The sequence below is a fragment of the Serratia sp. K-E0102 genome, assembly GCF_029962625.1.
In the GTDB taxonomy this organism is placed as follows: Bacteria; Pseudomonadota; Gammaproteobacteria; order Enterobacterales; family Enterobacteriaceae; genus Serratia; species Serratia sarumanii.
This window is the reverse complement of record NZ_CP124754.1, coordinates 3,607,614-3,621,808: the sequence shown is the minus strand read 5'-3', so window position 1 is coordinate 3,621,808 and position 14,195 is coordinate 3,607,614. Positions and strand designations below refer to the sequence as shown.

13 protein-coding genes are annotated in these 14,195 nt (G+C 62.1%); 10 read left to right on the top strand and 3 right to left on the bottom strand.

Annotation, left to right across the window (positions count from 1 at the left end; all coding sequences use genetic code 11):
• Window positions 1–105: 105 nt before the first annotated feature.
• Entirely contained in the window at window positions 106–1,428 is a 1,323-nt protein-coding gene (gene fadL, locus SSARUM2_RS17280; protein WP_033648086.1) for a long-chain fatty acid transporter FadL, read from the bottom strand.
• Between the two features lie 405 nt (window positions 1,429–1,833).
• Between fadL and SSARUM2_RS17275 the strand changes: the two genes are divergently transcribed.
• The 4 genes from SSARUM2_RS17275 (at window position 1,834) to sixA (ending at window position 6,673) form a co-directional block, all read left to right on the top strand.
• Window positions 1,834–2,130 carry a YfcZ/YiiS family protein gene (locus SSARUM2_RS17275; RefSeq protein ID WP_072265018.1) on the top strand — a complete coding sequence of 99 codons (297 nt, stop codon included), beginning with the start codon at window positions 1,834–1,836 and terminating at the stop codon, window positions 2,128–2,130.
• A gap of 196 nt (window positions 2,131–2,326) precedes the next feature.
• Window positions 2,327–3,637: an acetyl-CoA C-acyltransferase FadI gene (gene fadI / locus SSARUM2_RS17270; RefSeq protein WP_041036112.1), complete on the top strand. Its 1,311-nt coding sequence runs from the start codon at window positions 2,327–2,329 to the stop codon at window positions 3,635–3,637.
• Entirely contained in the window at window positions 3,637–5,802 is a 2,166-nt protein-coding gene (fadJ, locus tag SSARUM2_RS17265) for a fatty acid oxidation complex subunit alpha FadJ (RefSeq protein ID WP_060438804.1), read from the top strand. The genes fadI and fadJ overlap by 1 nt, the downstream gene beginning before the upstream one ends.
• Before the next feature lie 388 nt (window positions 5,803–6,190).
• Window positions 6,191–6,673 (top strand): phosphohistidine phosphatase SixA, encoded by a 483-nt coding sequence (sixA, locus tag SSARUM2_RS17260; RefSeq protein ID WP_004936230.1) that lies wholly within the window; start codon window positions 6,191–6,193, stop codon window positions 6,671–6,673.
• A 67-nt stretch (window positions 6,674–6,740) separates the two neighbouring features.
• Here the strand turns inward: sixA and smrB are convergent, their stop codons facing one another.
• Window positions 6,741–7,271 (bottom strand): endonuclease SmrB, encoded by a 531-nt coding sequence (gene smrB / locus SSARUM2_RS17255; protein ID WP_004936226.1) that lies wholly within the window; start codon window positions 7,269–7,271, stop codon window positions 6,741–6,743.
• Between the two features lie 170 nt (window positions 7,272–7,441).
• Between smrB and prmB the strand changes: the two genes are divergently transcribed.
• The 6 genes from prmB (at window position 7,442) to SSARUM2_RS17225 (ending at window position 12,120) form a co-directional block, all read left to right on the top strand.
• On the top strand, window positions 7,442–8,374 hold the full coding sequence (gene prmB / locus SSARUM2_RS17250; protein WP_033648158.1) for a 50S ribosomal protein L3 N(5)-glutamine methyltransferase: 933 nt from the start codon (window positions 7,442–7,444) through the stop codon (window positions 8,372–8,374).
• A gap of 65 nt (window positions 8,375–8,439) precedes the next feature.
• Window positions 8,440–9,525, top strand: a complete 1,086-nt coding sequence (aroC, locus tag SSARUM2_RS17245; protein WP_033635387.1) for a chorismate synthase — start codon at window positions 8,440–8,442, stop codon at window positions 9,523–9,525.
• 5 nt (window positions 9,526–9,530) lie between these two features.
• Window positions 9,531–10,358: a penicillin-insensitive murein endopeptidase gene (gene mepA / locus SSARUM2_RS17240; protein ID WP_060424374.1), complete on the top strand. Its 828-nt coding sequence runs from the start codon at window positions 9,531–9,533 to the stop codon at window positions 10,356–10,358.
• Between the two features lie 3 nt (window positions 10,359–10,361).
• Window positions 10,362–11,168: a sulfite exporter TauE/SafE family protein gene (locus SSARUM2_RS17235; RefSeq protein ID WP_033635385.1), complete on the top strand. Its 807-nt coding sequence runs from the start codon at window positions 10,362–10,364 to the stop codon at window positions 11,166–11,168.
• An 80-nt stretch (window positions 11,169–11,248) separates the two neighbouring features.
• The gene (locus SSARUM2_RS17230) at window positions 11,249–11,806 is read left to right on the top strand and encodes an elongation factor P hydroxylase (RefSeq protein WP_060424372.1); all 558 of its coding nucleotides are present in this window, start codon (window positions 11,249–11,251) and stop codon (window positions 11,804–11,806) included.
• Window positions 11,807–11,838: 32 nt separating this feature from the next.
• Complete coding sequence (locus SSARUM2_RS17225) at window positions 11,839–12,120, top strand: YfcL family protein (protein ID WP_060438443.1); 282 nt, start codon at window positions 11,839–11,841, stop codon at window positions 12,118–12,120.
• A 40-nt stretch (window positions 12,121–12,160) separates the two neighbouring features.
• Here SSARUM2_RS17225 and mnmC read toward each other — a convergent pair whose 3' ends face one another.
• On the bottom strand, window positions 12,161–14,182 hold the full coding sequence (gene mnmC / locus SSARUM2_RS17220; protein WP_060438805.1) for a bifunctional tRNA (5-methylaminomethyl-2-thiouridine)(34)-methyltransferase MnmD/FAD-dependent 5-carboxymethylaminomethyl-2-thiouridine(34) oxidoreductase MnmC: 2,022 nt from the start codon (window positions 14,180–14,182) through the stop codon (window positions 12,161–12,163).
• Window positions 14,183–14,195: the final 13 nt, after the last annotated feature.

The window sequence follows — 14,195 nt, the reverse complement described above, 5'->3', positions numbered from 1 at the left end:
ACGCCAATGAAAACCCGCCGGCAGGCGGGTTTTTTATGCCGGCGGCACGCGGCAGGCAAAGAAAAAGCGCCCCGCGGGGCGCTTTGGCATCCATCTCAGGCGAGATTAGAAGCGGTAGTTGAAGTTGGCGCCGTACAGCCAGGCTTTACCTTCAGAGTTGAAGGTGTAAGGGCCTTCTTTGATGGTGACTTTCTGGCCGTGCATGTAGGAAACGCCGACGTCGACCGACGCGTCTTTGTTGAACGCATAGGTGGTACCGGCACTCAGCCAGAAGCGATCCTGATCCGGAATGGAAATCGAACGGTTCTGTGCTGGCACTGGGCTGTCATCGAAGGCGATACCGGTACGGAAGGTCCAGTTGTCGTCGTAGAAGTAGGTGGTACCCAGCGCGATGCGGTAAGCGTCTTTGAAGCCTTCATGCTTCTCGAACAGCGTTTGGCCGTTGTTGCCGGTGGCTCTCAGCTCCTGGAACTGGCTCCAGCTGGTGTAGGCCAGGCTGTAGTGAATGGCCCACTGCGGCGCCACTTTGTTGTAACCGGACAGCTCCCACATTTCCGGCAGGTGCAGGCTCAGAGAACCCGGAATGGTGTTGCCGTTGGTGCCCCACGGAAGACCTTGAGAGGCCAGCAGCGGGTTGAAGGCTGAAGGCAGGCTGCTCTTGTAGTCACCGTCGAAGTCGATTTTCACTTCAGAGCGGTAGGTGAGGCCGTAACGGTTGTTTTCATCCACTTCGTACAGAATACCGGCGTTCCAACCGAAGCCCCATTCGTCGCCTTTCAGGTGCGAAATCTGGGTATCTGCCGGGATCTGCGAAACAGGGCCGGCTAGCTGCGGCGGTAATTGGCCGGAACCGGCGATGAGCTTCGGCAGTTCACCGGCGTAACGTTCCAGTTTGGCTTTGGCGTACACCGCATCGAAGCCCAGACCGAAGCTGAAGTGTTGATTCAGACGGTATGCGCCGCTGAGGTTCAGGTTGAGGGTGGTCAGATCGGTCTTGCCGCCGTAAGCGCCGGCGGTATAGCCGTCGTTGAATTCTGTCGCCAGACCGTAGTTGCTGGTGACCGAGCCGCCTACGGCGAACTGATCGTTAATCGGGTGAACATAATGCAGGTTCGGCACCCAGGCGGTCGGCGCGATGTTTTTCGAATCCAAACTGGCGCCGGAAGGGGATTGACCGGTAATGTCAACGTCCGGGTCGATGAAGACCGCGCCGAAAGAAAGTTCCGGGCGGGTATACATCATCAGCAACGCCGGGTTGCGGCTTGCCGAGGCCGCCGTATCCGCCATGGCGCCTTCGCCAGAATACGAACGTCCTAAACCAGCTGATGAGAACTCATTCAGCTGGAATCCTGCGGCAGACACGTTTGAAGAGATAATTGCCACTGCAGCTGCGAGAGCTGATTTAGTCAATAGGTTTTTCTGGCTCATGACCAAAACCTCATTATGTGTTTATTATTTAAACTATTGTTACACGAAGTAACAAGGAGCGCGGGATTGTAGGGTCCGTTATCGTTCAGACAAATCAGACCAGTGGCTGAAGTATAGGTCTGACCTGTGAAAATGTTGCAAGTTTGTTTTTGAAATATTTCCAACCTGATATCAAAAAAGAGATCTGCTTAACAAAACGCCAGCGGTAAATAACAAAATTCTTACCATTCCTTAGCAGGCGCTCATTTTTATTTGTGATTTCCATCACTTAAAACACCCATTAAAAGTAAGTGCTAGTGATTGCCGGCGTGGAAGCGTAAAATACCTGCAGAATTTTGTGGCTTTGTGCCGGTGAGTAAAACGGCAATTTGGGCTGATAACCGAGGCCTTTGAGGAGAACCAATCATGTCAGATGCAATTAATAAATGCAGCGCCCAGGAAACCGCCGCGTGTTGCTGTGTGGATGTCGGCACCGTGATGGATAACACCGATTGCACCGCGTCCTACAGCCAGGTGTTCAGCAATCAACAAGATGCGGAGGCGATGCTGGCCGCCCTGAGCGAAAAGGCGCGCGCGGTAGAATCCGACCCTTGTGACATCAGCAGTAGCATTAAACCGGTTGACGGCGGCGTGCAGTTGGCGGCCGATTTTACCTTCGCCTGCCAGGCGGAAACCCTGATCTTCCAGCTCGGCCTGCGTTAATCCCCGTTTTACCCCGGCGCCGCCTGCCGCGTGCCGGGGATTGCCTTTCCCCACACCGCCCCCGATAGAAAGTGCGCCTGCTCGCAGTTTTGATCTCTGCCGGTTTGCCAAATGTAACCGTTTGGTTAACAATGACCTCATCAGGTCAGACCTCTTTCTGCCCATTGCGCTGACGTTATTTTCTTCAGGAGCATTTATGAGTAAGGCACTGCCGTTGGTGACCCGTCATGGTGACCGCATTGCGATTGTGAATGGACTGCGTACCCCCTTTGCCAAACAGGCGACTGCCTATCACGGCATTCCGGCGGTGGATTTAGGGAAAACGGCGGTGAGCGAGCTGTTGGCGCGCAGCGGCATCGATCCGCAGCTTATCGAACAACTGGTGTTCGGCCAGGTGGTGCAAATGCCCGAGGCGCCGAACATCGCGCGTGAAATCGTGCTCGGCACCGGCATGAGCGTCCATACCGACGCCTACAGCGTGTCGCGCGCCTGCGCCACCAGCTTCCAGGCGATCGCCAACGTGGCGGAGAGCATCATGGCCGGCAGCATCAGCGTTGGCATCGCCGGCGGGGCGGATTCTTCTTCCGTCTTGCCGATCGGCGTCAGCAAGGCGCTGGCGCGCACGCTGGTGGACGTCAACAAGGCGCGCACGCTGTCGCAGCGCCTCAAACTGTTCAGCCGGCTGAAATTCCGCGATCTGATGCCGGTGCCGCCGGCGGTGGCGGAGTATTCCACCGGCCTGCGCATGGGCGATACCGCCGAGCAGATGGCGAAGAGCCACGGCATCACCCGCGAGGCGCAGGATGCGCTGGCGCACCGTTCCCACGAGCTGGCGGCCAAGGCCTGGCGGGAAGGGTGGTTGCGCGACGAGGTGATGACCGCCTATGTGCCGCCTTACCGCGCGCAGCTTTCTGAAGACAACAACATCCGTAAAGATTCCAGCCTGGCTTCCTACGCCAAGCTGAAGCCGGCGTTCGATCGCAAGCATGGCAGCGTCACCGCGGCCAACAGCACGCCGCTGACCGACGGCGCGGCGGCGGTGCTGATGATGAGCGAATCGCGCGCCAAAGAGCTGGGGCTGCAGCCGCTGGGCTATTTGCGCAGCTTCGCCTTCGCCGCCATCGACGTGTGGGAAGACATGCTGCTGGGGCCTTCCTACGCTACGCCGCTGGCGCTGGATCGCGCCGGCATCGGTCTGGCCGATCTGACGCTCATCGACATGCATGAAGCCTTCGCTGCGCAAACGCTGGCCAACCTGAAGATGTTCGCCAGCGAAGAGTTCGCCCGCGAGAAGCTTGGCCGCAGCCAGGCGATCGGCGAGGTGGACATGGACAAATTCAACGTCTTGGGCGGTTCCATCGCCTATGGCCACCCGTTCGCCGCCACCGGCGCGCGCATGATCACCCAGACGCTGCATGAGCTGAAACGCCGCGGCGGCGGGCTGGGCCTGACCACCGCCTGCGCCGCCGGCGGGTTAGGGGCCGCGATGATCGTGGAGGTGGAATGATGAGCTTCGAAAACGCATTGCATGAACAGCGCGCCAAACCGTCGGCCTTTCAGCTGACGATTCGCCCCGACAACATCGGCGTGATCACCATCGACGTGCCGGGCGACAAGGTGAACACGCTCAAGGCCGAGTTCGTCGAACAGGTCAACGACGTGCTGATCCGGGCGCAGCAGCATAGCGCGCTGGAAGGGCTGGTGATCGTTTCCGGCAAGCCGGACTCGTTTATCGCCGGCGCCGACATCACTATGATTGCCGCTTGCACCAGCGCCAAAGAGGCGGAAACGCTGGCCAGGAAAGGGCAGAGCACGCTGGCGCAGATCGCCGCGTTCCCGGTGCCGGTAGTGGCGGCCATTCACGGCGCCTGCCTGGGCGGCGGCCTGGAGCTGGCGCTGGCCTGCCATGGCCGCGTCTGTTCGCTGGATGACAAAACCGCGCTCGGGCTGCCGGAAGTGCAGCTGGGCCTGCTGCCGGGCTCCGGCGGCACGCAGCGCCTGCCGCGCCTGGTCGGCGCCGCCAAGGCGCTGGACATGATCCTGACCGGCAAGCACATTCGCGCCCGCCAGGCGCTGCGCATGGGGTTGGTGGACGACGCCGTGCCGCAGTCGATTCTGTTGCAGACCGCCATCGAGCGGGTGAAGCAGGGCTGGAAGCATCAGCGCGAGCTGCCGTGGCAGGATCGCCTGCTCAACGGCCCGCTGGGCAGAAGTCTGCTGTTCAGCATCGTGCGCAAGAAAACGTTGGCGAAAACCCACGGCAACTACCCGGCGGCGGAGCGCATCATTCAGGTGGTGCGCACCGGGCTGGATCACGGCAGCGCCAGCGGCTATGAGGCTGAAGCGCGCGCCTTTGGCGAGCTGGCGATGACGCCGCAGTCGGCGGCGCTGCGCAGCCTGTTCTTCGCTTCCACCGCGCTGAAAAAGGAGCGGGGCGGCAATGCCCAGCCGCACGCCCTGCATCGCGTCGGCATTCTCGGCGGCGGCCTGATGGGCGGCGGCATCGCCTGCGTCACCGCCACCCGCGGCGGATTGCCGGTTCGCATCAAAGACATCAATGAAACCGGTATCAACCATGCGCTGAAATACAGCTGGGACGTGCTCGGCAAGCGGGTGCGCCGCAAGCGCATGCGCCCGGCGGAACGGCAAAAGCAGATGATGCTGATCTCCGGCTCTACCGATTACACCGGCTTTGAACAGGTGGATATCGTGGTCGAGGCGGTGTTCGAAGATCTGGCGCTGAAGCAGCAGATGGTGGCCGAGGTAGAAGCCAACTGCGCGCCGCATACCGTGTTCGCCTCCAATACTTCCTCGCTGCCTATCGGCCGCATCGCCGAAAAGGCCCAGCGGCCGCAGCAGGTGATCGGCCTGCACTACTTCAGCCCGGTGGACAAGATGCCGCTGGTGGAAGTGATCCCGCACGCCGGCACCAGCGAAGAGACCATCGCCACCACCGTGGCGCTGGCGCACAAGCAGGGTAAAACCGCCATCGTGGTGGGCGACAGCGCCGGTTTTTATGTCAACCGCATCCTGGCGCCGTACATCAACGAAGCGGCGCGCTGCCTGCTGGAAGGCGAGCCGATTGAGTCGCTGGACAAGGCGCTGGTGGACTTCGGTTTCCCGGTCGGCCCGATCACCCTGCTGGATGAAGTGGGCATCGACGTCGGCACCAAGATCATTCCCGTGCTGGTCGAGGCGCTGGGGCCGCGCTTCGCCGCGCCTGCCGCGTTCGATGCGGTGCTGAAAGACGGGCGCAAAGGGCGCAAGAACGGCCGCGGCTTCTATCTCTACCCGAGCGAAGGGCAGCAGCGGCAGCGGCGCAAACGTGCGGATACCTCATTGTATACGCTGCTCGGCGTCACGCCGAAGGCGCACATGCTGCCGGCGACCGTCGCTCAACGCTGCGTGATGATGATGCTGAACGAAGCGGCGCGCTGCCTGGACGAAGGCGTGATCCGCAGCGCGCGCGACGGCGACATCGGCGCGGTGTTCGGCATCGGCTTCCCGCCGTTCCTCGGCGGCCCGTTCCGCTATATGGACGAGCTCGGCGCCGAGAAAGTGGTGAAGACGCTGGACTACCTGCGTCAGCAGCACGGCGAGCATTTCGCCCCGTGCGAACGCCTGCAGCGCATGGCGCAGCTGGGCGAGCGCTTTTACCCGCTGGGGAGCTGAACGCAGGGCGGCCCGATTTGCACTATAGTTGCAACAGGGTCGCGTTGTGATCGCCATCACTCCTTGCGACAGCGTCAGCCGGTGAGGCTGTACAGCGAGGCTGCGGCAGCGGTAAGTTAGCTTGACCGCCATCAATAAATTTCATGGCGGAAAGGTTAAAATTTAACCCGTTGAATTGATTGTTCTGTGAGCAATCGAGGTTTGCCCGGGGAGGATTGCTGTAAAAAACAGCGTTTTCTTTAGGCAAACTTTCAGGCAAAATGCCCGGCCGCCATAAAGAGACGGCGCGTTATCGTTTTAAAGCTTTGGCTTTGGGTTGTAAAACTCGGCGGTACAGCACGCACGGCGTTTCTGTATAGCGTTACTTTGTCAACAACAGCGGTGCAATATGCAAGTTTTGATTATGCGTCACGGAGAGGCGGCGCTCGAGGCAGCCAGCGATGCGGTAAGGCCCCTTACCCTGTGCGGCCGCGACGAGTCCCGTCAGATGGCGGCCTGGTTGAACACCAAGTCTGTGGATATTGAACGCGTGCTGGTCAGCCCCTATCTGCGGGCCGAACAGACGCTGGCGACGGTGCGTGAAGCCTTGACGCTGCCGGAGGGCGAAGAAGTGTTGCCCGAGCTGACGCCGGGCGGCAACGCCGAACAGGTCGGCAGCTATCTGCAGGCGCTGGCGATGCAAGGGGTGAGCTCGGTGCTGATCGTGTCGCACCTGCCGCTGGTGGGCTATCTGGTGGCCGAACTGTGCCCGGGCGAGTGCCCGCCGATGTTCGCGACCTCGGCGATTGCCAACGTCGATCTGCCGGCGGACGGCAGCTACGGCAAGTTTGAATGGCAGGTCAGCCCGTCGCAGGTGATGGCCAAAGTGTGAACCGCGGATGCGGTGCGGAATAAACTCAGGGCGATGTCTGACATCGCCCTGAGTCGTTTCTGCGGGTCTACTCGGCCAGCTCCACCAACAGCAGGATGGCGGCGTTGCCGCCCCATTCCTTCGGCGCCTGATGAAACGCCAGCACGTCGGGATGCTGCGCCAGCCACAGCGGCGTTTGCTGTTTGAGAATGTGCTTGCCGTGCCCGTGCATCACGCAGGCGCAGTGCACGTGTTCGCGTTTGCAGGCGGCGATCAGCGCCCCCAGCTCCTGCTTGGCCTGCAGCTGGGTCAGGCCGTGCAAATCGAGAAACAGCTCCGGCGAGTAATCGCCGCGTCGCAGCTTCTTCAGCTCATACGGGCTGCTGCCGGGGCGCACGTAGCGCGTCGGGCCTTCTTCTTCCAGCTGCGGCTGGTATTCATCTGAAAAATAATAACTGGCATCGACCTGCTCCTGCAGCAGCCGCTGCGGGGCAATCTGTTTGACCTTGGGCTTCGGCGGGCGGTGGACGATGGTGTCCTGGCGCAGCTTTTTCGCGCCCGCCACCGACTCTCTGAAGAGCTGTTGTTCGTCTTTGCTCAGAGGGGGCTTGTTCTTCATGCTTCATTCACCGGAAATCGTTTATTTCGCTAGTTTACCTTGTGAACGAGCGCTGTCGACGCAAAACTCGGGCCAGAGTGAAAAGCGCGAGGGGCAAGCGTGATTTGTCGCGGGCTTCATGGCAAACTATGCGGCTAAATCATGAAACACAGCGCCTGCCGGAGGGCAAATTGGACAAAATTTTCGTCGACGAAGCAGTGAACGAACTGCACACCATTCAAGATATGCTGCGCTGGACGGTAAGCCGTTTCAACGCCGCCAATATCTATTATGGTCACGGAACCGATAATCCGTGGGACGAAGCGGTGCAATTGGTGCTGCCAAGCCTGTTCCTGCCGTTGGATATTCCGGAGGACATGCACACCGCCCGTCTGACCTCCAGCGAGCGCCATCGCATCGTTGAGCGTGTGATCCGCCGCGTCAACGAGCGCATCCCGGTCGCCTACCTGACCAACAAGGCCTGGTTCTGCGGCATGGAATTCTACGTCGACGAGCGCGTGCTGGTGCCGCGTTCGCCGATCGGCGAGCTGATCAACGATCGCTTCAGCGCGCTGATCCCACACCCGCCACGCCATATCCTCGACATGTGCACCGGCAGCGGCTGTATCGCCATCGCCTGCGGCTACGCTTTCCCGGAGGCGGAAGTGGACGCGGTGGACATCTCCAGCGAGGTGCTGGCGGTGACCGAGCGCAACATTCAGGCGCACGGCGTCGAACACCAGGTGATCCCGATCCGTTCCGATCTGTTCCGCGACGTTCCCGCGATCCAGTATGATCTGATCGTCACCAACCCGCCGTACGTCGATGCGGAAGACATGTCCGATCTGCCGCAGGAGTTCCGCTTTGAGCCGGAGCTGGGCCTGGCGGCGGGCAGCGACGGCCTGAAGCTGGTGCGCCGCATCCTGGCCTGCGCGCCGGACTACCTGACCGACGACGGCGTGCTGATTTGTGAAGTGGGCAACAGCATGGTACACCTGATGGATCAATATCCGGACATTCCGTTCACCTGGCTGGAGTTCGAAAACGGCGGCGACGGCGTGTTCATGCTGACCAAACAGCAGCTGGTGGATTGCAAGGAACACTTCAGCCTCTACCGCAGCTAAACCGCATTTCCAGGGCCCGCACGGCGGGCCTCATAACGATAAAAGACTAACGGTAAGGAGCCGTGATGGCAGGAAACAGTATTGGGCAGATTTTCCGCGTCACCACCTTCGGTGAATCTCACGGGGTGGCGCTGGGTTGTATCGTCGACGGCGTGCCGCCCGGCATCCCGCTCACCGAAGCCGATTTGCAACACGATCTGGACCGCCGTCGTCCGGGCACCTCGCGTTACACCACCCAGCGTCGCGAACCGGATCAGGTGCGCATTCTCTCCGGCGTATTCGAAGGCGTGACTACCGGCACCAGCATCGGTCTGATCATTGAAAACACCGATCAGCGCTCGCAAGACTACAGCGCCATCAAAGACGTGTTCCGCCCGGGGCATGCCGACTACACCTACGAACAGAAATACGGCCTGCGCGATTACCGCGGCGGCGGCCGTTCTTCGGCGCGTGAAACCGCGATGCGCGTCGCGGCGGGCGCTATCGCCAAGAAATACCTGCAGCAGAAGTTCGGCGTGCAGGTGCGCGGCTATCTGGCGCAGATCGGCGACGTGACCTGCGAGCTGAAAGACTGGGATCAGGTTGAGCAGAATCCGTTCTTCTGCCCGGATCCGGACAAGCTGGAAGCGCTGGACGAACTGATGCGCGCGCTGAAAAAAGAGGGCGACTCCATCGGCGCCAAGGTCAGCGTGATTGCTGAAAATGTGCCGGTTGGCCTGGGCGAGCCGGTGTTTGACCGCCTCGACGCCGATCTGGCGCACGCGCTGATGAGCATCAACGCGGTGAAAGGCGTGGAGATCGGCGACGGGTTTGCCGTGGTGACCAAGCGCGGCAGCGAAAACCGCGATGAAATCACCCCGGAAGGCTTCCAGAGCAACCATGCCGGCGGCATTCTCGGCGGTATCAGCAGCGGCCAACCGGTGGTGGCGCATCTGGCGCTGAAGCCGACCTCCAGCATCATGGTGCCGGGCCGCACCATCAATCGCCAGGGCGAAGCGGTGGAAATGGTCACCCGCGGCCGCCACGATCCGTGCGTGGGTATCCGCGCCGTGCCGATCGCCGAAGCGATGATGGCGATCGTGCTGATGGATCACCTGCTGCGCCAGCGTGCGCAAAACGGTGATGTGGTTTCCGACGTGCCGCGCTGGTAATCGCCATGAGAAACTGGATGTTGGGCCTGGTGGCCCTGACGGCCTCCGCCTCCGCCATGGCGCTGACGCCGTGGCAGAAAATCGATCATCCGGTGGCCGGCGCGCCGCAGGCGGTGGGCGGTTTCGCCAACGGCTGCGTCATCGGCGCCCAGCCGTTGCCGCTGAACTCACCGAACTACCAGGTGATGCGTACCGACCAGCGCCGTTATTTCGGCCACCCGGATCTGTTGGCGTTCATTCAGCGCCTCAGCAGCCAGGCGAATCAGAAAGCGCTGGGCACGGTGCTGATCGGCGATATGGCGATGCCGGCTGGCGGGCGCTTCAGCAGCGGCCACGCCAGCCACCAGTCGGGGCTCGACGTCGACATCTGGCTGCAGCTGCCGCGTCAACGCTGGAGCGCGCAGCAGCTGCTGAAGCCGCAGCCGATCGATCTGGTGTCAGGGGACGGCAAGCAGGTAGTGGCGCGCCAATGGCAGCCGCAGATCGAGTCGCTGATCAAGCTGGCGGCGCAGGATGCGGACGTGACGCGCATCTTCGTCAACCCGGCCATCAAACAGCGCCTGTGCCTGGACGCCGGCGCCGATCGCGCCTGGTTGCACAAGGTGCGGCCGTGGTTCGGCCATCGCGCGCACATGCACGTGCGCCTGCGTTGCCCGGCCGACAGCCTTGAATGTAAAGAGCAGGATACGCCGCCGCCGGGCGACGGCTGCGGCGCCGAACTGGCGAGCTGGTTCGTGCCGCATCAACCGAACGCCAAACCGGGTAAACCGGTGCCGCCGCCGTTACCGCCGACCTGTCAGGCATTGCTGGATAATCACTTCGCAGCGGAATAATACATGGACTGGTTCGTCATCGGCCCCGAGATGCTCGGGGTGTTGTTTGCAGTAGCGCTGCTGGCGGGGTTTATCGACTCCATCGCCGGCGGTGGCGGGTTGCTGACGGTACCGGCCCTGCTGGCGGTGGGGGTTCCCCCGGCGCAGGCGCTGGCGACCAACAAACTGCAGTCGGTCGGCGGTTCCTTCTCCGCCAGCCTGTACTTTATTCGTCGGCGGGCGGTGAACCTCAACGACCAGAAGCTGACGATCTTTCTGACGCTGATCGGTTCGATCGCCGGCGCCATTCTGGTGCAGCATATGCGCGCCGATTTGCTGCGGCAGATGTTGCCGCTGCTGGTGATCGGCATCGGCCTCTACTTCCTGCTGATGCCGCGGCTGGGTGAGGAAGATCGTCAACGCCGTCTCGGCGCCTTGCCGTTCGGGCTGGTGGCCGGCGGCTGCGTCGGGTTTTACGACGGCTTCTTCGGCCCCGGCGCCGGATCGTTTTACGCGCTGGCCTATGTGACGCTGTGCGGTTTCAACCTTGCCAAGTCCACGGCGCACGCCAAGGTGCTTAACTTCACCTCCAACGTCGGCGGGTTGGCGCTGTTCATCATCGGCGGCAAGGTGGTGTGGAGCATCGGTCTGGTGATGCTGGTGGGGCAGGTGCTGGGGGCGCGTTTGGGCGCCCACATGGTGCTGACCCGCGGGCAGAAGCTGATTCGGCCGATGATCGTGATCGTCTCGCTGGTGATGAGCCTCAAGCTGCTGTACGACAATCACGGCGCGGAAATTCAGCAGTGGTTGAGCGCCCTGGTGCACGGTTAAAGATGAAGAGAGGGCGTTGCTTACGCGCCCTGTCTTATCGGGTATAATGGCCTCTTTATTTTTGTGGTTATAGAGTTTTTATGTCAGACACACAGACCCGCCATCACTATGAGCAACTGATCGAGATCTTCAATCAATGCTTCAGCGATGACTACAACACCCGCCTGGTGAAGGGCGACGACGAGCCGATCTACCTGCCGGCCGACGACGAACTGCCGTATCACCGCATCGTATTCGCCCACGGCTTCTACGCCAGCGGCCTGCACGAAATCTCGCACTGGTGCATCGCCGGCGAAGCGCGCCGCCAACGGGTGGACTTCGGTTACTGGTATTGCCCGGACGGGCGCGACGCGCAAACCCAGAGTGAATTCGAAGCGGTAGAGATCAAACCGCAGGCGCTGGAGTGGATGTTCTGCGTGGCGGCCGGTTTCCCGTTTAACGTCAGCTGCGACAACCTGAACGGCGACTGCGAGCCGGATCGCATCGCGTTCCAGCGCAAGGTGCGCGACCGGGTATTGACGCTGCTGGAGCAGGGAATACCCACACGGCCTGCGCGCTTTATTCAGGCGTTGCAATCGTTCTACAATACGCCACCGTTGGCGGCCGAGCATTTTCCGTATCCGGAAGATCTCAACTGACGCCACAGCCCGTTATTTAATGAGGAAATTTGATGATCGCAGAATTCGAAGCGCGCATTTTGGCGCTGATTGATGACATGGTAGAGCACGCTAGCGATGATGAACTGTTTGCCGGTGGCTACCTGCGCGGTCATCTGACGCTGGCGGTGGCCGAAGCGGAAGAGCAGGGCGAGCACACTGCCGAAGCGCTGAAAGCGCGGGTGGAAGAGAGCCTGCACAAAGCGATTGCCGCCGGGGAACTCTCGCCGCCGGATCAGATCCTGGTGCGCGGCATGTGGGAAAACCTTTATCAGGCCGCTACCCCTGCCGTCTGACCGCCATGCCGGGGCGCGCCGCCGCGCCCCTCAAGGTTGATTAAACCGTACGTCCTTTCAGCAGCTTCCTCACCCACATCCGATTTGGATTCAACGCCGCCAGCAGGCGCGCATCGCCCGGCAGCGGTTCGCCGAACAGCTGCGCCGCCAGAATTTCCGCTGCCAGCGGCGCCGAGCACAGCCCGCGCGATCCCAACCCGCCGATAGCGAACAGGCCGGGATAGACCGGCGCATCGGCGACGGTTTCGCCGCGCTGGTTTCGCCGCTGCAAATCCTGATACTGCGTCACCGTGGCCTGATAGTCCGGCAGCGCGCCGACCATCGGCAGATGATCGCGGGTGGCGCTGCGCACGCCGCAACGCGCCTGATGAGCGCTGACGTCCACCTGCTGTGGCCAGGCCTGCTCCGGCAGGCAGCGCAGCAGGCGCTCGCGGTTTTCCTGTTGCTCCTGCTCGCGGTAGTCGGTGGCGGTGTCGCCGCGCTGGTAGCTGGCGCCGATGCAGTGTTGGCCGTTGTTGGCGTTGACCGGCGTCAGGTAGCCGTCGTAGCACAACACCTGTTTCAGTTGACCGAGGGCCGGCGAGGTTGGGATGTGCGACACCTGCCCGCGCACCGCATACAGCGGCAGGGCTTGCGTCGGCGCCAGCTCGGCCAACCGGTGGCCGTTGGCCAGGATCACCGTCGCATGGCGGCGGCTTTCGCCGTGGGCGAAATCGATGCGCCAGCCGTTTTCTTCCTGCGTCAGCCTCTGTGCATCGTGCCGGTATTGGCAGACCAAGCCCTGACGCTGCGCCAGCGCGATAGCGCCGCGCGTCAGCTCGGCCGGGCAGAGCCAGCCGCCTAGCGGGTAGGTGATGCCGCCAAAGCCGGTATCGACGCCGCACAGTTCGCTGAGCGTTTCGCGGTCGGCTGCCGCCGCCAGCGCCGGCGGCCAGTCGGTTTTCAGCATATTGGCGATCTTGGCGCCGCTCTTTTCGTCGTAGGCCAGCTGGCTGACGCCGCACCACTGGTGATCAAAGGCGACGCCTTGTTGCAACAGGGCGTCGTATTGGCGGCGGGCGAAAGGAAACGCGGCGCTGAAGAAACTCTCCAGCGCGTCGCCGCTGCCGTTCAGCAGGGGGTAAATCGCCCCCTGACGGTTGCCGGATGCGCCCGCGGCCGGCTGCTCGTCGGCGCAGTACAGCGTGACGGTGGCGCCGCGCCGCAATAGGGCCAACGCGGTGAGCGCGCTGGCGACGCCACCGCCGATCAGAGCGATGTCGGCGGTGTTGTCCGCCGCCGGACGCCGATACCAGGGCGCCGGGTGGCGCGTGGGCTGCGCATCGGCCGGCAGACAGCCGGCGAGCATCTCACGCTTTTGGCCGAAGCCTTTGCAACGGTTGACCTGAAAACCGGCCTGTTGCAAGCCGCGGCGCACGAAGCCGGCGGCGGTAAAGGTGGCGAAGCTGCCTTCCGGCCGGGCGAAACGCGCCATGGCGGCGAACAGTTGCTCGGTCCACATGTCGGGATTTTTGGCCGGTGCGAAGCCGTCGAGGAACCAGGCGTCGACCTGGTTATTCATGCTGGCGTCGAACTGCGGCAGCAGTTCGTTGACGTCGCCGAACCACAGATCGAGCGTAATGCGGCCTTCGGCCAACAGCAGGCGATGGCAGCCCGGCAGCGGCAGCGGCCATTGGGCGCGCAGCTCATCGGCATAGGGAGCCAGCTCCGGCCAGCGCGCATGCGCCGCCGCCAGATCGGCCTGCTGCAGGGGGAATTTCTCGAAGCTGATAAAGTGCAGGCGTTGCAGCGCGGCGTCCGGCTCGGCCTGGCGGAAGCCCGCGAAGGCCTGCCACAGCGTAAGGAAATTGAGCCCGGTGCCGAAGCCGGTTTCCGCCACCACCAGCAGCGGGCGCGGGTGAGTGGCGAAACGCTGCGGCAGCCGGTTGCCGTGCAGAAAGACATAGCGGGTTTCTTCCAGCCCATCCTGATTGGAAAAATAGACGTCATCAAACTGTTTCGAAACAGGTGTACCCTGTTCGTTCCAGGTTAGCGTTGCGGTTTGGATGGGGGCGTGGTTCACGGTCAATAGCTCG